Source organism: Hydrogenophaga sp. (assembly GCF_048549895.1).
Taxonomy (GTDB): Bacteria; Pseudomonadota; Gammaproteobacteria; order Burkholderiales; family Burkholderiaceae_C; genus Hydrogenophaga.
In genome coordinates, this window is the sequence record NZ_JBLYYB010000160.1 from 14,220 (window position 1) to 32,138 (window position 17,919).

Consider the following 17,919-nt stretch of genomic DNA (forward strand, 5'->3'; position numbering starts at 1 on the left):
CATGCGAGTCTCCACCGCCAACAGCTACGACAACACCGTGAGCCTGCTCGCCCGGCGCCAGGCCGAGCTGGCGTCGCAACAAGAAAAGATCGCCACCGGCAAGCGGGTGCAAAAACCCAGCGACGACCCGGTGGCGGCCACGCTGGCCGAAACCGCACAAAACCGCCTCTCGCGCACGCAGGCCGACCTGCGCTCGCTGGAGACCGCGCGCAGCAGCCTGCAACAGGCCGAGAGCGGCCTGGCCGAATCGGGCGAGCTCATCCAGAAGGTGCGCGACCTGCTGGTGAGCGCCGGCAACGCCACCTTCGGGCCCAGCGAGCGCGAAGACATCGCGCGCCAGCTTGAAGGCCTGCGCGAGCAAATGATCGGCGTGGCCAACCTCAAGGACAACTCCGGGCGCACGCTCTTCGGCGGCCTGGGCGGCGCGGCCACCCCGTTTGTGGACCTGTACAGCCCCGGCGGCAACAGCGTTCAGTTCAGTGGCCAGCGCGGCCAGGCCGCAGCCGGCAACACCTCGCTGCCCCAGGCCCTCGATGGCAACGCCATCTGGATGCGTGTGCCGCAGGGCAACGGCAGCTTCGCGATAAACCTGGGCGGCGCCAACACCGGCAGCGTGAGCACCAGCGTGGGCGAGGTCACCAACCCGGCCGCGCTCACCGGTGCCAGCTACAACATCACTTTTGCTACTGTGGCCGGCACTCTGCAATACACCGTGTCCGACCCCGTCACCAGCCTGCCTTTGGCCGGGCACACCGGCGTGCCCTATGCCTCCGGCATGACGATCGAGTTCGACGGGCAGTCGCTGCAGTTGAACGGCCAGCCCGCCGACGGTGACCTGATCACCGTCGCACCCGCAGGAAAAACCGACATCTTCAGTGTGGTGCAGGACGCGGTGAACGCGCTGCGCGACCCCAGCGTTGCCGTTCGGTCGCAGGCCCTCGAACGCACCATGACCGAACTCGACGCCGGCCACGACCGTGTGCTGCTCGCACGCGGGCGCGCCGGTGAATGGCTCAACCGTGGCGACTCGCTCGACACCCTGCTGGAAGACCGTGGCGTTGACCTCAAGGCCGAAAAATCCCGTCTGGAAGACCTGGACCTGGTGCAGGGCATCTCCGACTTCCAGACCCAGCAACTCGGGCTGGAGGCGGCGCTCAAGTCGTACGCGCAGGTGCAGCGCCTCTCGCTGTTCCAGGTGATCTGATTGGCGCTGTCTTCACCATGTTGAGTCACACCGTTCTGGACAGCCTGGCACTGGGCTACGAGCCGGTGTGGAACCGCGAGCGCCAGCTGGCCGCCGTGCGCCTGAGCGTGCACCCCATCCACGCCTCGGCGGTGGACGCCGCCCACCTCATGCAGGCGCTGGGCGACGACTGGCCCGAGAGCGCGCCGGTGCTCATCATCTCGGTGGACTCGCCCCGCCTGCTGCAGCAAGCGCTGGCCTGTGAACCCGTGCACAACACCTGGCTGGAAGTGCCCGCCGCCCCGTTCGACGCACCCGAAACCCTGTCCACCCTGTCCATCGCCAACCGGCGCGGGCACCGCCTGATCCGCCGCACCGATCTGCAGGCGCTGCGCCAAGGCAAACCGCCCGGCTTTGATGTGCGCAACCTGCTGCGGCTCAGCCCGCAAGAGGCCAGCGAAATCCTGCAAGCCCAGAACACCCCCGGCCTGCACCAGCGCACCCAGGGCCTGCCGCCTGCGCAGGTGTTTGAAGCCGTGCAGACCCAGACCTTCGCCCGCCATCTGCTCGACGACGCAGGTGCCTGGGGCCTGCTCGGCTGGCCCGACGCCGACGTCTTGCTCGCCCACCGCCACCAGCCCGTCTCGTGCGATCCGCGCGTGATCCGCCAGATCCTGCAGGCCATCAACGACGACTGCTCGCTCGAACGCCTGGAGCGGCTCGTGCGCCAGGACCCGGTGCTGGTCTACCGCATCCTGCTGCTGGTGAACTCGGCCGCGTACGGCGGCCGCCACGAAATCGGATCACTCCGCCATGCACTCATGATGCTGGGCTTTCGCGAGCTCGGGCGCTGGCTGTTCGAGCAAGCACCCGGCAGCGAAACCGACAACGACCTGCAACCCGTGCGCGCCGCCATGGTCATGCGTGCGCGTCTCGCCCAGCACCTGCTGGCCACCGGTTCTGAGGACAACCTGCGGCTGGAGGTCTACACCACCGCGCTGTTCGCCCACCTCGACAAACTGCTGCACGCACCGCTCGCCGAGCTGCTGCACAAGCTGCCGCTCTCGGGCCGTCTGTATGACGCCGTGCTGCGCCACGACGGGCCTTACCACCCGCTGCTGGACGTGGCGCGTGCCCAAGGTGAACCCGCCCATTTGCACCGCCTGAGCGCCGTGTGCGACCGCAACGACGTGAGCATGGAACAAGCCAACCGCGCGCTGATCCGCATGCTGGCCACGAGCCGCGATCACGCGGGTGTTCGCTCCGAACGCCTGGTCTAGCAGAGGCACTTTGGCAGGCGCGCCTTTCCGGAGGGCGGGCTTCACTCCCTCTCCCTCTGGGAGAGGGCCGGGGTGAGGGCCCGCGCGCTACGATCCCACCCATGATCGCAGCCACCCCCCACAACACCCCCCACCACACCAGCGCCCTCGTGCTGTTCTCCGGCGGGCAAGACTCCACCACCTGCCTGGCCCACGCACTGGAGCGTTTCCCGCGCGTGGAAACCCTGGGCTTCGACTACGGCCAACGCCACAGCGTCGAACTGCAGGCCCGCCTTGTGGTGCTGCGCGAGATGCGCGAGCGCTTTCCACACTGGGCCGAACGCCTGGGCGAAGACCACATGCTCGACCTGGCCGTGCTCGGCAAGGTCAGCGAAACCTCGCTCACCCGCGACATGGCCTTTCGCATGGAAGAAAGCGGCCTGCCCAACACCTTCGTGCCCGGGCGCAACCTGCTCTTCCTCACCCTCGCCGCCGCACTGGCCTACCGGCGCGGCATCCAGGTCATCGTCACCGGCGTCTGCGAAACCGACTTTTCAGGCTACCCCGACTGCCGCGACGACACCATGAAAGCGCTGCAAGTCGCGCTGTCCCTCGGCATGGACCACCGCTTCCTGATCGACACCCCGCTCATGTGGATCGACAAAGCCGCCACCTGGCGCCTGGCCGAAACCCTGGGCGGCACAACCCTGGTGGACCTGATCGTGGAACACACCCACACCTGCTACCTGGGTGACCGCGAGCACCGGCATGCGTGGGGGTATGGGTGCGGGAGCTGCCCGGCTTGTGAGCTGCGGGCGCGGGGGTGGGATGGATATTCAGAAGAGCAACCCGATTGATCCAGTTCAGGGTGACCCGTCTTGTTTGGGCAATTTTACCGATTTCAGATAATTATCAGAAATCGGTAAAATTGTCTAAACTCAACTGAGGGATCCCAAAGCATGGTCACCACCGATGTTTTTCACCGCAAGGCCTATGCGGAATTGATGGCCGATCAACTGCTGAAACCGTCTGCCTTGCAGACCAATGTGCGATCCGGTGTCTTTTTGTCGGGCATCCGCAGGGTGGGCAAGACGACATTCCTGCGCCAGGATCTGGTGCCGGCGCTGGAAGCGCGTGGTGCGCTGGTGATCTATGTGGACCTCTGGGCCGACCGCACCAAGAGCCCTGCGATGCTGGTGCACGAAGCCGTTCGCGAAACGCTTTTGCAGCTGAAAACGCCCGGCTCCGCATTGCTCCAACGCTTCAAGGGGCTCAACCTGGGTGCAGCGGGGTTCTCTTTTGGATTTCAGGTGGAGAGCGTTGGTACCAAAGGCGGTATTACCTTGGCGCAGGCCTTTGAAGAGCTGGTCACCAAAGCCAGGCTGGATGTCGTGCTCATCGTTGACGAGGTTCAGCAAGCAACCGGCTCGGAAGAGGGCCACAGTCTGTTGCACGCGCTCAAGGCCGCGCGCGACGCGGTCAACTCCAAGCCGGGCATGCCTGGGCATTTTTTGTTCCTCGGCACCGGCTCGCACAAGTCGCTCATCACCGACATGGCGACGCGTCGCTCGCAGCCGTTCACAGGTGCCTTGGCCACTCCGTACGAGGTGCTTGGGCGGGACTTCGTGCAATGGCAGCTTGCCCGCATCGGCACAACGCCTGGAGTCGTATTGCCCAGCGTTGACGTGGCCTGGGAAGGTTTCCAGACCATGGGGCACCGCCCGGAAGAATTGCTCAAAGCCCTCGTCCAGTTGCAGACCGCGGCCATCTCGCCGGATCAGGCGTTTCCCATCATTTGTGCCACGTTGGCTGGGGCCGCCGCTGATGTGGAGCTGCGCGCCATCGACGAATTTGGCGAGTTGGGCAAAGCCATCTTTGCGCGCATTGCAGTGGGCAAGGAAGAGGGTGTTTCAGGCTTGTTTGGAGCCGAGGCACTGGCGGAATACACGCAGCGTACGCAGGTTCCGGTTGAAGCTCCGCAAGTGCAGAACCTGGCCGACAAGATGATCGCGGCCAATCTGATTGCTCGCCCGGGTCACGGCATCTACACCGTGGCCGACCCGTTCGTGCGCAAGGTCTGGCTGGACCGCGCAGCGCTGTTGCTCGAAAGCCCGGTTCACGCCGCCGCAGGCGCACCCACGGCCAAGCGGTAACGCGCCTCCCCTGCCCCATCCGGCGTGAACGTCCACTGCGTCCGGTGGAACCCGGCCACCCCGGGGCGGTGGGCGATGGACACCAACGCGCCGTTGCTTTCTTTCACCAAAGCCTGAAGCCGCGCATACACCGTGGCTTCGGCCGCTTCGTCCAGCGCACTCGTGGCTTCGTCCACGAACAGCCAGCGCGGTTTCTTGAGCAGGGCGCGGGCGATGGCCAGGCGCTGTTGTTCGCCGCCCGAGAGCTTCTGGCCCCAGGCGTCTTGCTCGTCCAGGCGTGTACCCAGGTCGGGCAACAGGGCATCCGTCAGCGCTTGCTGCAACTGGGCGTCGCTGTAGCGTTCGGCGGGTTCGGGGTAGGCCAGGGCGTCTCTCAAGGAGCCCAGCGGGAAGTAGGGCCGCTGCGGCAAAAACATCACCTGGTTCGCAAAGCCCGCCGGTGTGCGCAGGCTGCGCTGTGCCCAGGGCCAGATACCCGCGAGGCCGCGGAACAGCGTGGACTTGCCGCTGCCCGAGGGGCCTTTGACCAGCACCGTGTCGCCGGGTGACACCTGCAGGCCGTGCACCCCCAGCAGCGCCACGCCGCCGGGCAGGGCGAGTTGCAGGTCGTCGATCGCCAGCGCGTCCTGCGCGTTCGGCAGCGGCGCGGCGATGTGCTCGGAGGCTTCCAGGGCCTGGAAACTTTCTTCAAAGCTGGTGATGCGGTCGGTGGTGGCGCGCCAGGCGGCCAGGCTGCTGTAGTTGTCGACGAACCAGGAGAGCGAGTCCTGCACACGGCCGAAGGCCGACGAGATCTGGATCAGTTCCCCGAGCTGGATCGCGCCGCTGAAGAAGCGCGGCGCGGCCACGATGAAGGGGAACACCACGGCGGCCTGGCCAAAACCCACGGTGAACCAGGTCAGGCGTTTCTGTGCGCCGATGAGCTTGAGGTAGTTGCCAATGACCTCGCCGAAGCGCCCACCGAGTTGCTGGCGTTCCACCGGTTCGCCCCGGTCGAGTGCGATCGATTCGCTGTACTCGCGCACGCGCACCAGGTGGTGGCGGAAGTCGGCTTCATAGCGTTGCTGTTTGAAGTTGAGCGCGATCTGCGAGCGGCCGAGGTAGTGCGTGATCACGCTGCCGAGCGCGCAGTAGAGCACCGCCATCCACACCATGAAGCCGGGGATGGTGTATTCACCGCCGTTGAATGAAAACGCGAAGCTGCCCGAGAGCGCCCACAGGATGCCGACAAAACTCACCAGCGTGACCACCGCGTTGAGCAAGCCCATGGTCAGGCTCACCGTGTAGCTGGTGAAGAGGTTCATGTCCTCGGCGATGCGCTGGTCCGGGTTGTCGGGCGGGGCGTCTTCACCGCGGGCGAAGCGCGCGAGCTCCAAGTGGTAGAAGGCCTTGTTGGAGAGCCATCGGTCGAGGTAATGGCCGGTCATCCAGGCGCGCCAGCGCATCTCCAGCAGTTGCGTGAGGTAGAAGCGGTAGACCGCGATGATGATGAAGCCGAAGGCCAGGTAGGTGAAGCGGCCGAGTTCGCGCCAGAACACCGCCGCGTCCTTGTTTTGCAGCGCGTCGTAGAACACGCGGTTCCACTCGTTGAGCAGCACCAGCATGTAGACCGAGGCCAGGTTGAGCACCACGATGGCGGCGAGCAGGGCGCGCGCTTTCCACTTCTCATCCGACTGGAAATAGGGCACGGTGAGGCGGCCCACCTTGCGTGCGAACACGCGCAAGCTCTGGAATTTTTCGCTCAGGGTCATCGGGTCACCTGCTCAAGGGTTGGAGATGCCGCTGGCCACGTGGCCCGCAGGCACGTGCAGCGACGCCGACTCGATGTGGCCGGTCTGGTCGTCAAAGAAAAAGTCGGGCTCGAACTCGCGCAGGAACTCGCCCTTGGGCAGGCCACCGAGGAACATGGCTTCGTCCACCTCGATGTTCCAGTTCATCAGCGTGCGGATCGCGCGCTCGTGCGCCGGTGCGCTGCGCGCGGTGACCAGCGCGGTGCGCACGCGCATGAGCGGCGTGCCTTCGCTCTGCAGACGATGCAGGGCTTCGAGCAGCGGTTTGAACGGGCCACCGGCCAGCGGCAGGCCGGCTTTGCTGGCCTCGTGTTCCTGAAAGGCCGAGAGGCCTTGCGCCTGGTAGACGCGCTCGGCCTCGTCGGAGAACAGCACCGCGTCACCGTCGAATGCGATGCGCACCTCGTGCGGGTGCGCGTCGCTGGCGTGCACCGAGTGCGGGTACACCTGCGCGGCCGGCACACCGGCATCAAGCGCGGCGCGCACGTCGGCCAGGTGGGTCGAGAGGAACAGGTTGGCGCGCAGCGGGCGCAGGTAGCGCCAGGGCGGCTGGCCGCGCGTGAAGCTGCCGCGCTGGATGGGCAGGCCGTAGTGCTGCGCCGAGCGGAACACCCGCATGCCCGAGACCGGATCGTTGCGCGAGAGGATCACCACCTCCACGCGCTGGGCATCGGCGTCGTTGAAGGCGAGCAGCTTGTGCACCAGCGAAAACGCCACACCGGGCTGCGCGGGCGTGTCCAGACGCTCCAGCTGCAGCTTCATGTAGGCGCGGTCGTCGCCAGTTTCAAAGAGCCGGTTCTCTTCCTCAAAATCAAACAGCGCGCGGGAAGAAATGGCAACCACGAGTTTGCCGTCGAGCGTTACACCCATGGGAAAGTTACCTGAGTCATGTGAAACATCGCGGACCATCGTGCCTTGTACAGCAAACGCCGCGGAACTGGCTTTGCCAGGCCGCAGGCGTTGCCCCCTTGAGGGGGTGACGACCCGCAGGGGCGGCGCGGGGGTGGGTCAAGTGACCAGTTGGTTGAGTTGGATGATGGGCATGAGCACGGCGAGCACGATCAGCATGACCACCACACCCATGCCCACGATGAGCAAGGGCTCCAGTATGGTGGCCATGTGCATCGCCCGGCGCTGCACCTCGGCACTCAGTTGTTCGGCGGCGCGGTCCAGCATGGCGGGCAGCTGGCCGGTCTGTTCGCCCAGGCGGGCAAACATCGACACCAGGGGCGGAAACCGTTTCTTGCTGGCCAGGGCAGACGCCAGCGGCGCGCCCTCGCGCACCAGCACCAGCGCGTCCAGCGCGTCGGCGCGCATGGCCTGGTTGTTCAGGGTCTCGGCCGCTGTCTGCAAGGCCCGCAGGATCGGCACGCCCGCCCCGGCCAGCATGGCCAGCGTGGCGGCAAAGCGGGCGGCGTTGAAGCCGCGCGCCAGCCGCCCCACCAGCGGCAGGCGCAGCCAGGCCGCGTCCATGCGCAGGCGCAGCGCCTCGTTGCGCCGCGCCACCACCAGCGCGCCGCTGCCCGCAGCCAGTGCCAGCAGCATCAGCCAGCCGTGGTTGCGCACGACGTCGCTCAAGCCCAGCATCATCACGGTGAGCAGGGGCAGGGCGCGCTTGCTGCCGGCAAACACGCTGGCCACCTGCGGCACCACGTAGGACACCAGAAACACCACGATCACGATGGCCACCAGCGTGACGATGGCGGGGTAGAGCGAGGCGGCGACGAGCTTGTTTTTCAGCGCTTCGCGCGCTTCCAGGTCGTCGGCCAGGCGCTCCAGCACCGTGCCCAGTTGCCCGCTCTGTTCACCGGCGGCGATCACCGAGGTGTAGATGGGCGTGAACTCGCGCGGGTGCTGTGCCAGGGCTTGCGCAAACGGCGCGCCGGCGTTGACCTCGGAGCGCAACGAGGCCATGAGGTTGCGTTGCTGTTTGTCCTCGGCTTCATCGGTCAGGGCGGAGAGGGCCCGCTCCAGCGGCAGACCCGCCGCCACCAGTCCGGCCATCTGCCGGGTCCACACCGTGAGCGTGGTGGCGCTGAACACGCGCCCGCCCCACAGCGTGAGGTTGAGTCCGCTGCCCTTGGCGGCGGTGCCACCACCGGTGGCGGGCTCCACCAGCAGGGGGACCAGCGCACGTGCCCGCAACATGCTGCGCGCCGAGCGGGCGGTGTCGGCATCGATCAGGCCGCGCTGTGTGGCGCCTTGCGCATCGAGGGCTTCGAAGGTGTACGCGGGCATGTCTTGTCGCGATCAGTCGCGCGTGACCGACATCACCTCTTCAAGCGAGGTGATCCCCGCATCGATCAACCGCTGACCGTCGGCCCGCATCGACTGCAAACCACCGGCCTCGGCGGCCGTGCGGATCTGGCTTTCGGCGGCGCGGTTGTGGATCAGCGCGCGGATCGGTTCGTCCGCCACCATCAGCTCATAGATACCGGTGCGGCCTTTGTAGCCGCTGTGGTTGCAATGCTCGCAACCCACCGGGTGCCACAGGCCCCGGTCGTCCTGGCGGCGGCAGTGCACGCAGAGCTTGCGCACCAGCCGCTGCGCCAGCACGCCCAGCAGCGACGAGCTGAGCAGGAAGGGCTCGACGCCCATGTCGGTGAGGCGGGTCACGGCGCTGGGGGCGTCGTTGGTGTGCAGCGTGGCCAGCACCAGGTGGCCGGTGAGCGAGGCCTGGATGGCGATCTGCGCGGTTTCAAAGTCGCGGATCTCGCCGATCATGATCACGTCGGGGTCTTGCCGCAGGATGGCGCGCAACGCCTTGGCAAAGGTGAGGTCGATGCGCGCGTTCACCTGCGTCTGGCCCACGCCCGGCAGCTCGTATTCGATCGGGTCTTCCACCGTCATGATGTTCTGCGTGCCGGCGTCCAGCCGCTGCAGGCCTGCGTAGAGCGTGGTGGTCTTGCCCGAGCCGGTGGGACCGGTCACCAGGATGATGCCGTGCGGCTGGCCAATGAGTTTGCGAAAACGCGCCAGCACATCGCCCTGCATGCCCACGGCCTCCAGGCTGAGCTTGCTCTCGCTCTTGTCGAGCAGGCGCAAGACCGCGCGCTCGCCGTGCGCGCTGGGCAGGGTGGAGACGCGCACGTCCACCGCACGGGTGCCGATGCGCAGCGAGATGCGGCCGTCCTGCGGCAGGCGTTTCTCGGAGATGTCGAGCTCGGCCATGATCTTCAGGCGCGAGATGAGTGCGGCGTGCAGCGCGCGGTTGGGCTGCACCACCTCGCGCAGCGTGCCATCCACCCGGAAGCGCACGCTGGAGGTGCGCTCGAAGGGCTCGATGTGGATGTCGCTGGCGCCGTCGCGCGCAGCCTGCGTGAGCAGCGCATTGAGCATGCGGATGATGGGCGCGTCGTCGGCGGTTTCCAGCAGGTCTTCAATCGCCGGCAGCTCCTGCATCATGCGGCTGAGGTCGGCGTCGCTCTGCACCTCGCTCACCACCGCTGCGGCACTCGATTCGCCTTGTGCGTACGCCGCGCTGATGCGCTGCTTGAGGCTCTCGCCTTCCTCCCAATGCAGATCCCGCACCGGGTGGTGGCGCAGGATTTCGGACAGCGCCGAGAGGCGGCGGGTCTGCGCAGCGGTATCCAGCGCGGGCGTGCTGCTGCCCAGCAAGGTCTGCGAGCCGCCGTCGTCCTCGATCAGCCAGAGATGCTCGCGCGCAACGGCGTAGGGCAGCGGGTACTTCACGGCTCGGGCCTCATTGCGCTGGCACCTCGGGTGCGTTCCGTGGTGGGGACGATTGCGGGTTGGCCAGCGAAGGCGCCTGCGGCGTGAGCGTCATGCTGTTGGGCGTCAGGGGCGCGGGCATCACCGGCGCTTCGTTGATGCCAAGCACGCTGCTGGGTTTGGGCTGCGAGTCCTGCTGCACCGAGCGCATGAGTTCGTAGCGGTCCAGCGCCAGGCTGCTGGTGGCACGCGCGTCGCGCACCACCACCGGCCGCAGGAAGACCATGAGGTTGGTCTTGCGCCGCGAGCGGCTTTCGCTGCGGAAGAGGTTGCCGAACACGGGCACATCACCCAGGCCCGGCACCTTGTCCTGGTTGGCGGCAAATTCGTCCTGCAGCAGGCCGCCCAGCACCACGATGGCGCCGTCGTCCACCAGCACGGTCGATTCGATCGAACGTTTGTTGGTGATCAGGCCCGAGGCCGAGTTGACCGACGAGGCCTGCACGCTGCTGACCTCTTGAAAGATGGTCATCTTGATGGTGCCGTTCTCGCTGATCTGCGGCTTCACGCGCAGCGTCAGGCCCACGTCTTTGCGCTCGATGGTCTGGAACGGATTGACCGATCCGTTGTTGCTGCCGGTGTTGGTGAACTGCCCGGTGACAAACGGCACGTTCTGACCGATCACGATCTTGGCTTCCTCGTTGTCCAGCGTGAGCAGGTTGGGGGTGGAGAGGATGTTGCCCTCGCCGTTCTGCTGCAGGAAGCGCGCGAGGAACCCCAGCACATACACGCCGTTGGTGCGCCGCGCCACGCCCACGTTGAGGCCGGGCGTGGGTGTGGCGTTGCCGCTGGCCAGGTCGATGATGTTCTGTCCGCCGGTGCCGAAGTTGGTGCCCAGCAGGCCGATGAGCGAGTCGCCCGAATTGCCCAGCGCGCCCTGCCACTGGATGCCGAACTCGGCCGCCTTGTCGGCGTTGACCTCGGCGATCAGGCTCTCCACATACACCTGAGCGCGGCGCGAATCGAGCTGGTCGATCACCGCGCGCAACTGGCGGTATTGCGGCTCGGGCGCGGTGATGATGAGCGAGTTGGTGGCCGGGTCGGCCTGGATCTGCCCGCCGGTGGACGGCTGGGCGCTGGCCGCCACCGGGCTGCTGGCGGGGCTGGTGGTGCCCGCTCCGTTCAGGGGAGTGGTTGCGCGGGCACCGGCACCCAGGCCGCTGCCCCCGCCCCCGACCGACGACTCGCCCGCCAGCGCTGCGCGCAGGGTGGTGGCCAGCGCCACGGCGTCTGCGTTCTTCAGGTACACCACGTGGATGTTGCCGCTCACGCTGGCCGAGGACGGCTGGTCGAGCTTGGCCACCAGCGAGCGCACCAGTGCCAGCCGCGCGGGGTTGGCCGCGCGCAGCACCAGGCTGTTGCTGCGCGGCTCGGCGATCAAGGTGGTCTTGTAGGAAGCGTCGGCCTGGCCGGCGCCACCACCGGTTGCGGTCGGGTCGATCAGGCGCGAGACCAGCGCGGCGAGGTCGGCCGCCACCGCGTGCTGCAGCGGGATCACCTCCACGTCGGTGGCGCCCGCCACGTCCAGCGAGGTGATGATGCGGCCGATGCGCTGCAGGTTGTCCGCGTAGTCGGTGATCACCAGCGAGTTGTTGCCCGGGTTCACGTTGATGGTGTTGTTGGGCCCGATCAGGGGGCGCAGCACCGGCACGAGGTTGTTGGCCGACTCGTGGTTGAGGCGGAAGATCTGCGTGACGATCTGGTTCGAGGTGGGCAGCGCATTGACCGAACCGGCGTTGACCACATTGCCCTGCAGCTTGGCGTCGGCCTCGGGCACGATCTTGTACAGACCCCCGGTGTCCACGATGGAGAAGCCCTGCAGGCGCAGCACCGCCGCGAACTGGTTGAGCGCGACGGTGGGCGACACCGGACGCTCGGTGGCCAGGTTGATGGTGCCTTTCACGCGCGGATCGACCACCACGTTGCGACCCGTGATGGTGGCCATGGTGCGCGCCACGGATTCGATCTCGGCCGCCACGAAATTCAACGTCACGGGCTCGCTGTTGCGACTCTGCGCCCACGCCAGCGGGGCGGTGCAGATACCGAGCGCCAGCAGCACGGCCAGTGCCGTGGCCGTCGTGGACTTGCCGGGGACGGCGGCGGTGGTGCTCGGTTTCATGGCGCGATCGTAAGGGTTGGGGGGTGTGAAAACATCGAAAATTTCACCCGATGTTGAGCAGCGAACGCGGGCCTTGCCGGCGTCCGATGATGTTGAGCAGGTTGGCCAGCGCGGCTTCGCTCTCGGGTGCGGCTTCTGCCACGCCGGAGAAGCGCAGGCGCCCGCCCACCCACCGACCTTGACCCTGCAGCTGCAGGCGCCCGTTGAGCGTGCGCAACGACAGCGAGGTGTCGCGTCCATCGGGGTCCGAGCGCAGGTCCATGCGGTAGCTGCCCAGCGGGCGCAGCGTGGACAGGCGCGAGGCGAGGTCTTGCGCTTCCAGCGCCAGCCCACCTTGCAGGCTGCCGCGACCGTGCGCCCAGCGCAGGCTCAGGCCATCGGTCTGCAGGCTCAGGAGGCCTTCCATGCGCAAGGTGTTCCAGGGGGTGCCCAGCCCGGTGAGCAGGTGGGCAGGCCAGCGGCTGCGCGCAGCGGCCAGGCTCAGTTCGGCACCACCCCCATGGGGCTTGAGTGTCAACGCCAGGGGCTGTGGCGTGCAGCACGGCGCAGCGAGTTGCAGGGCCATGGCCGGCCTGCCGCCCAGCCAGGTGGGCGACAGGCGCCACTGCACACCTTGCGGCAGTGATGCACGCGTCTGGCTGCCCTCGCCCCCGGTGAGCAGCAGATCGGCCTGACCGTGCCACACCGTGCCGCGCGCATTGACCAGCTGAACCTGGCCCGCCGTGGCCGAGGTGACGGCCTGCGCCAGCCAGCGCGCGGGTGCGAACAGCAGCACCGCCATGGCCAGGCCGAGCAGCGCGCCCAGCCAGGCCATGCGTGAGGGCCAGCGCGGGTTCATGGCTCAGCCGCCCCCGGCCAGGCCCGGACCGGAGAGCACCACGGTGCCGCTCCAGTGGCCGGAGGAGGGGTCGCGCGTGATCTGCGTTTCCAGCGGCAGCAGCCGGGCATTGATGCGAACCTGCGTCAACCACTGCGCCAGGGCTTCAGGTGCCGCGCCGCGCAGGGTGGCGGTGGCACGGTCGCCTTGCACCGCGAGCTGGGCGGCGCCGCCCAGCGAAGCGGTGGCCGCTTGAAGCGCGCGCTGCACCGCGTCCCTGCCCGGGGGCTGGGTGTTGGTGTCTGCCCGCAGCGCGGCGGCGGTGGCCGCCATGCGTTGCATCTGCAGGAGTTGGGCATCCAGCCGGGCGTGGTGCTCGGGGGCCTCACGCAGCGTGGTGAGGGCCGGTGCCACCGCCAGCCACCACACCAGACCCAGGCCCAGCACCCAGGCGGCGCTCAGCACGGCGCGGCGTTCGCGCGGCGAGAGGCGACCCAGCGCGGCCGACAGCGGTGCTGTGAAGCGGGAGAGCAGCGGCAGGGGAGACGCAGTGCGCGTGCGGGTGGTCATGGGGTTCAGGGTGCCGGTGGTTTGAGGGTGAGCTCGCTGCCATCGAGGCGCACGCGCCAGCCGCTGCGCTCCAGCGCCTGCTGCAGCGCACGCATCTGTTCGTCGGTGGCGCCCCAGCCCGACAAGCGCCCGTCTCCCGGGGTGAAGGCGATGGTGGTCGGCGTGAGGCTCTCGCCGCCAGAGGCCTGATCGATCGCGCCCAGCAGCGTTTCCAGATCGCCCGACGACAAGGACCCGCTGGCCTGCTGCAGGCGCGCGAGTTCGCGCTGCATCTGAACCGGCACGTCCAGCACCAGCGTGACCTGTGGAAAGGTTTGCTGCAGCGTCTGGCGCACCGCTTGCTGCTTGGCCGCGAGTGCACTGCGCTCGTGCCAGGCGGCGGTGTTGAGTCCCACCAGGTGCACCGCCACCAGCGCGGCCAGACCCCGGCGCGCTGGGCGCCACTGGGGAGCACTCAGCCCCTGCTGCAGCGCGCGGCGCCAGCGTTGCCCACGCCGCGCGCCCGACGACAGGCTGAGATCGAACTGCGCCAGATTCCATTCGGACTGGGCACAGCGCAACAGCCACTGCGGCAAGGCCACGAGTTCAAATCGTTGGTCCAGCACCTGCTCCGCGAGGGCCGCTACGCCGGGGTCTGCCAGCCAGATGCCGTGTTCGACGGCGTCACCGGGCAGGTTTCCCGGCTGCTGGCCCGCCAGGTGTGCTGGTGGTGGCATCAAGGTTTTCACCACACTGGCGCTGTTGCCACCGGCCACCAGCGGTGTGCAGCTCACGCCGAATGCGCTGGCGCTGGCCAGCCAGGCTTGCCCGCTCTCGCCGTGCGCCCAGTGAATGGGGCTGGGCACATCGGGTACGGTGCTGCGCTCAGCGCCGGGAGGCGCCAGTGCGGCTTGGCCACGGAGGGGCCACAGCGCGGGCACGATGCGCGACACCGGGCGGCCTGCCGCCTCCAGCAGTTGCAGCCAGGCGCCAAGCCGTCCCCTGTGGCAGGCGGCGACCCACACCGTCTGGCCCGATCTGCCGCCGGGCTCCAGCGCGAAATGGAGTTCGTTCACGTCGGCGAGCACGCGGTCTTCCAGCAGGCCATCGAGGGCGGCGCGCAGCCGGTTGGCGGCGACCTTGGGCAGGGCAACGCTGTGCCACGACACCGCGCGCGGCGGCAGCACCAGCACCACGTCGTCATCGCGCGGCAACAGCGAAGCACCACACTGGCCGGTGTCGGTGATCTGCTGGCCATTGGCCGACAAGGCCCAGTCGAGCAGGGCCGACGCAGGTGCGGGGCTGGCAGCGGAAAAGTCCGAAGGGGTGACGATCAGCACAAGGGTTCGGCCGGGGTGGCGGACGCCACGGAGCAAACCATTCTAAAGAGCGAGTGTGACAACCGGACATGCATCAGAAGACCGATGCGGCCGGCAGGGACATCAGGGTCGGGTGAGGCGCTCGCGCCATGTCACGCGCACGTCCAGATCGTTGCGCACCACCAGGGAGCGCTCTTCAATCACGGCGTTCTCCAGCCGCAGGCGCCCGCGCACTTCGAAGTAGCGGCTGCGGGTGCTGTGGGCCTGATCGCCCAGCTTGCCGGCGGTGGCGGGCACGGCAGCCACCACATCGGCCAGTGTCTTGAACGGATTGCGTTCCCGCGCGGCCACCACCTGTCGGGCCTGGGCCAGGTCCAGCTCGGGCACGCTGGCAAAGATGGCCTCTGCGCTGGCGGTGTTGAGGTTGAGCGCGGAGCGCTCGGGCAATACGGTGACGTGCGGCTCCAGCGCCGCCAGGCTGGTGCGGCTGATGCCCAGCCAGCCCAGTTGGGACAGTTTGTTCGGCACCAGCGACGTGGGCGAGGGCAGGGGGTCGGTGAGCGCCAGCTGGGTGGTGTTGCGCAGCGCCTCGGCAGCGACGGTGAGCTCGCTCGCCGGCAGACCGAGCTGCTCGAAGAGCCGGGCGAACGCCAGCCGATCCGCTTCTACTGTCTCCACCTGGGTCGCCGCTCCACCACCGGTGCTGCGCACCAGGTTGTTGAAGTTCAGCCGCGACTGCATGTCGATCAGTTCACCGGAGAGAAAGGCCTGCAGGGTGCCGTCGGTGTTGTTGCTCTGGTCGGCTGCCAGAAAGCTGGAGAGGCGCGCCTCCTCCAGGGGCAGCGCCCAGGGCTCGCCGAGGTGGTCGGCGTTGCCGCTGCTCTGGTTGCCGCGCGCGTCCTCGCGCAGGATGAGGCGTGCCCAGTCGAGCGCGCCGGTGAGGATCCAGCCCGCCTGCACCCGCTGGCGCTCGGCCTGTTCGATTTCAGTGGATCGCCACTGCTGCCACAGCGCCGCCGAGGCCAGCGTGGCCACCAGCGTCACGGTGAGCATGGCCAGCAGCAGCGCCGCACCGCGCTGTCTGCAGCGTGGGGGCAAGGTTTCACCGCCGGGCCGCCCCAAGGTGAAACAGCCCCCTCGGGGGGCAGCGACCCGCGAAGCGGCGGAGCGTGGGGGCAAAGTTTCACCGCCGGGCCGCCCCAAGGTGAAACAGCCCCCTCGGGGGGCAGCGACCCGCGAAGCGGCGGAGCGTGGGGGCAAGGTGTCGCCGCCGGGCCGCCCCAAGGTGAAACAGCCCCCTCGGGGGGCAGCGACCCGCGCAGCGGCGGAGCGTGGGGGCAAGTTCACCGGCCAGCCTCCAGGGTGGGGCGAGCCCAGTCGCGCAGGAGATCACCGCTCAAGCCCTGAGTGCCGGTCAGGGTGAGCTGCAGCCGCACGCCGTTGGGCATGCTGTTCGAGGCTGGCGTGTTGCCGCCGGCGGCTTCGGTGCCCACCGATGACAGGGGGTTGCCCCAGGTCTCGCCGCGGTGAAAGAAGAGCTGCCACCGATCGACACCGATCACGGCCAGTGAACTGTCAGCCCCGGCAAGGGCTGTGCCCGAAGCGCCGCGCCCCCAGTCGGCTGCGCGCTGCCAGGCGCGGGCCAGCTCATCGCGCTGGCGCAGCGGCCCCGATTGCCAGCGCGACCATTGCCCGCCCGCAGCCGTGGGACGAAGTGCCCACGCCACCACCCGAACACCCGGGCTGTCCAGACCCGTCTCTGCGCTGTCGCGCCGGGTGATGCGCAGCGTCTGCCCGTTGAAGTCCACCGGTGTCACCTCGCCGGTGTCGAGCACCGCGTCGAGGTCGGCGATCCATTGCCCCAATGCCGACTGCAGCCGCAGCAAACCGTCGGAGCGTTCCTGCGTGAGCGTTTGTGTGCGCGTCATGCCGTCGATGGCGCGCCAGCTCAGCAGAGCCAGCATCGACATCACTGCGATCGCAACCAGCAGCTCGACGAGGGTGAAGCCTTGGCTGCGGCGCATGTTTTCAGTACCGACCCAGGATGGTGGAGAGGGACAGCAGACGCACCGTGTTGCCATCCACATCGCCTTGCACCGTCGCGTCGATGCGCCGGAAATTGGGGTTGGGTGTGGGCAGCACCGACACCTGCACCAGCATTTGCCGGCCGGCTTGCGCGCAAGCTACCTGGCTATCGCCGGTGCCGGGCAACTGGCGCAGCAGCCGCAGCCGCGTGAGCTCGTTTTCGGCGCAGATCTGGGCCAGCCACTGATTGCTTTGCCGCTGCGCCGCCCGCGTGAGCGCGCCGGTGGCCTGCAGCCCGGCAGCCAGGGTGATGGCGATCACCGCGAGCGCCACCAGCACCTCGATGAGCGTGAAGCCGCGCTGCACTTTCATGGCGTCTCAGACACCACGACAAACGGTGAGAGGCCATCGGTGGCCAGCGTGAGGCGCAAATCACCCTGCTGGAGCACCAGGCGCTGCGCGGCAATGAGGGGCTCCGGTCCCAGCACCAGACTCAGTGCCCCCGGCGGCAGGGTCACCTGGGCCACGGTGTCGGGACTGAGCCAGGGGCGTGGTCCGCTCAGGCTGAGCTGCGAAGACGCGCCACTGCGCAGCGCAGGCAAACCCACAAACTCGAACCCCTGCGGCAGGCTGCGCCACACCACCGGCAGACCGCTGGTGCGCGATTGCACGCGGGCCGATTCGATCAACGCCGACAGCCGCAGCGCCTCACGCTCCAGCCGCGTCGAGCCATCATCGCGCAACGCCAGCGTCACCCCGGCGGTGGCCAGCGCCACCAGGGTCACCACCACCATCAGTTCGATCAGGGTGAAGCCTTGGTCGCGTCGCATGGTTTGTCAGGCGACCCGCGCAGCGGCGCAGCGTGGGGGCAAAGTTTCGCCGCCGGGCCGCCCCAAGGCGAAACAGCCCCCTCGGGGGGCAGCGACCCGCGCAGCGGCGGAGCGTGGGGGCAAGGTGTTCACTGCCAACTGCC

Annotated in this window: 16 protein-coding genes; 4 read left to right on the forward strand and 12 right to left on the reverse strand. The window is 68.1% G+C overall.

Translation table 11 applies throughout. From position 1 onward, the window contains the following. Position 1 precedes the first annotated feature (1 nt). From flgL to ACN4F8_RS15755, 4 genes are all read left to right on the forward strand, one after another. Entirely contained in the window at positions 2-1,204 is a 1,203-nt protein-coding gene (flgL, locus tag ACN4F8_RS15740; protein ID WP_419474418.1) for a flagellar hook-associated protein FlgL, read from the forward strand. Positions 1,205-1,221: 17 nt separating this feature from the next. Further along, a complete protein-coding gene (locus ACN4F8_RS15745; RefSeq protein WP_419474419.1) occupies positions 1,222-2,463 on the forward strand; it encodes an HDOD domain-containing protein in 1,242 nt (413 codons plus the stop codon). 101 nt (positions 2,464-2,564) lie between these two features. Further along, the gene (gene queC, locus ACN4F8_RS15750) at positions 2,565-3,299 is read left to right on the forward strand and encodes a 7-cyano-7-deazaguanine synthase QueC (protein WP_419474420.1); all 735 of its coding nucleotides are present in this window, start codon (positions 2,565-2,567) and stop codon (positions 3,297-3,299) included. 102 nt (positions 3,300-3,401) lie between these two features. Then, positions 3,402-4,595: an ATP-binding protein gene (locus tag ACN4F8_RS15755; RefSeq protein ID WP_419474421.1), complete on the forward strand. Its 1,194-nt coding sequence runs from the start codon at positions 3,402-3,404 to the stop codon at positions 4,593-4,595. Here the strand turns inward: ACN4F8_RS15755 and ACN4F8_RS15760 are convergent. The 12 genes from ACN4F8_RS15760 to ACN4F8_RS15815 all read right to left on the reverse strand — a co-directional run bounded on the left by ACN4F8_RS15760 (position 4,559) and on the right by ACN4F8_RS15815 (position 17,776). Next, positions 4,559-6,346 carry an ABC transporter ATP-binding protein/permease gene (locus ACN4F8_RS15760; RefSeq protein ID WP_419474422.1) on the reverse strand — a complete coding sequence of 596 codons (1,788 nt, stop codon included), beginning with the start codon at positions 6,344-6,346 and terminating at the stop codon, positions 4,559-4,561. The genes ACN4F8_RS15755 and ACN4F8_RS15760 overlap by 37 nt on opposite strands. A 12-nt stretch (positions 6,347-6,358) precedes the next feature. Next, positions 6,359-7,255, reverse strand: coding sequence for a 5'-nucleotidase (locus tag ACN4F8_RS15765; RefSeq protein WP_419474423.1), 897 nt, complete (start codon positions 7,253-7,255; stop codon positions 6,359-6,361). A 138-nt stretch (positions 7,256-7,393) separates the two neighbouring features. After that, positions 7,394-8,623: a type II secretion system inner membrane protein GspF gene (gspF, locus tag ACN4F8_RS15770; protein ID WP_419474424.1), complete on the reverse strand. Its 1,230-nt coding sequence runs from the start codon at positions 8,621-8,623 to the stop codon at positions 7,394-7,396. A gap of 12 nt (positions 8,624-8,635) precedes the next feature. Beyond that, positions 8,636-10,078, reverse strand: a complete 1,443-nt coding sequence (gspE, locus tag ACN4F8_RS15775) for a type II secretion system ATPase GspE (RefSeq protein WP_419474425.1) — start codon at positions 10,076-10,078, stop codon at positions 8,636-8,638. Between the two features lie 10 nt (positions 10,079-10,088). Beyond that, complete coding sequence (gene gspD / locus ACN4F8_RS15780; RefSeq protein WP_419474426.1) at positions 10,089-12,236, reverse strand: type II secretion system secretin GspD; 2,148 nt, start codon at positions 12,234-12,236, stop codon at positions 10,089-10,091. 43 nt (positions 12,237-12,279) lie between these two features. Next, the gene (gene gspN, locus ACN4F8_RS15785; RefSeq protein WP_419474427.1) at positions 12,280-13,074 is read right to left on the reverse strand and encodes a type II secretion system protein N; all 795 of its coding nucleotides are present in this window, start codon (positions 13,072-13,074) and stop codon (positions 12,280-12,282) included. A 3-nt stretch (positions 13,075-13,077) separates the two neighbouring features. Beyond that, positions 13,078-13,623: a type II secretion system protein GspM gene (gene gspM, locus ACN4F8_RS15790; RefSeq protein WP_419474428.1), complete on the reverse strand. Its 546-nt coding sequence runs from the start codon at positions 13,621-13,623 to the stop codon at positions 13,078-13,080. A 5-nt stretch (positions 13,624-13,628) separates the two neighbouring features. Continuing rightward, positions 13,629-14,942 (reverse strand): type II secretion system protein GspL, encoded by a 1,314-nt coding sequence (gene gspL / locus ACN4F8_RS15795; RefSeq protein ID WP_419474429.1) that lies wholly within the window; start codon positions 14,940-14,942, stop codon positions 13,629-13,631. A 102-nt stretch (positions 14,943-15,044) separates the two neighbouring features. Beyond that, a complete protein-coding gene (gene gspK, locus ACN4F8_RS15800; RefSeq protein ID WP_419474430.1) occupies positions 15,045-16,019 on the reverse strand; it encodes a type II secretion system minor pseudopilin GspK in 975 nt (324 codons plus the stop codon). Positions 16,020-16,264: 245 nt separating this feature from the next. After that, the gene (locus tag ACN4F8_RS15805) at positions 16,265-16,945 is read right to left on the reverse strand and encodes a PulJ/GspJ family protein (RefSeq protein WP_419474431.1); all 681 of its coding nucleotides are present in this window, start codon (positions 16,943-16,945) and stop codon (positions 16,265-16,267) included. Positions 16,946-16,949: 4 nt separating this feature from the next. Continuing rightward, positions 16,950-17,318: a type II secretion system minor pseudopilin GspI gene (gspI, locus tag ACN4F8_RS15810; RefSeq protein WP_419474432.1), complete on the reverse strand. Its 369-nt coding sequence runs from the start codon at positions 17,316-17,318 to the stop codon at positions 16,950-16,952. After that, entirely contained in the window at positions 17,315-17,776 is a 462-nt protein-coding gene (locus ACN4F8_RS15815) for a prepilin-type N-terminal cleavage/methylation domain-containing protein (RefSeq protein WP_419474433.1), read from the reverse strand. The genes gspI and ACN4F8_RS15815 overlap by 4 nt, the downstream gene beginning before the upstream one ends. Positions 17,777-17,919: the final 143 nt, after the last annotated feature.

What these genes read in the sequence shown, in the direction of transcription:
- ACN4F8_RS15765 (WP_419474423.1), bottom strand. Translation starts at nt 7,255, where the DNA reads ATGGGTGTAACGCTCGACGGCAAACTCGTGGTTGCCATTTCTTCCCGC.
- ACN4F8_RS15745 (WP_419474419.1), top strand. Translation starts at nt 1,222, where the DNA reads ATGTTGAGTCACACCGTTCTGGACAGCCTGGCACTGGGCTACGAGCCG.
- gspD (WP_419474426.1), bottom strand. Translation starts at nt 12,236, where the DNA reads ATGAAACCGAGCACCACCGCCGCCGTCCCCGGCAAGTCCACGACGGCC.
- queC (WP_419474420.1), top strand. Translation starts at nt 2,565, where the DNA reads ATGATCGCAGCCACCCCCCACAACACCCCCCACCACACCAGCGCCCTC.
- gspN (WP_419474427.1), bottom strand. Translation starts at nt 13,074, where the DNA reads ATGAACCCGCGCTGGCCCTCACGCATGGCCTGGCTGGGCGCGCTGCTC.
- gspM (WP_419474428.1), bottom strand. Translation starts at nt 13,623, where the DNA reads ATGACCACCCGCACGCGCACTGCGTCTCCCCTGCCGCTGCTCTCCCGC.
- ACN4F8_RS15805 (WP_419474431.1), bottom strand. Translation starts at nt 16,945, where the DNA reads ATGCGCCGCAGCCAAGGCTTCACCCTCGTCGAGCTGCTGGTTGCGATC.
- gspI (WP_419474432.1), bottom strand. Translation starts at nt 17,318, where the DNA reads ATGAAAGTGCAGCGCGGCTTCACGCTCATCGAGGTGCTGGTGGCGCTC.
- gspF (WP_419474424.1), bottom strand. Translation starts at nt 8,623, where the DNA reads ATGCCCGCGTACACCTTCGAAGCCCTCGATGCGCAAGGCGCCACACAG.
- ACN4F8_RS15755 (WP_419474421.1), top strand. Translation starts at nt 3,402, where the DNA reads ATGGTCACCACCGATGTTTTTCACCGCAAGGCCTATGCGGAATTGATG.
- ACN4F8_RS15815 (WP_419474433.1), bottom strand. Translation starts at nt 17,776, where the DNA reads ATGCGACGCGACCAAGGCTTCACCCTGATCGAACTGATGGTGGTGGTG.
- ACN4F8_RS15760 (WP_419474422.1), bottom strand. Translation starts at nt 6,346, where the DNA reads ATGACCCTGAGCGAAAAATTCCAGAGCTTGCGCGTGTTCGCACGCAAG.
- flgL (WP_419474418.1), top strand. Translation starts at nt 2, where the DNA reads ATGCGAGTCTCCACCGCCAACAGCTACGACAACACCGTGAGCCTGCTC.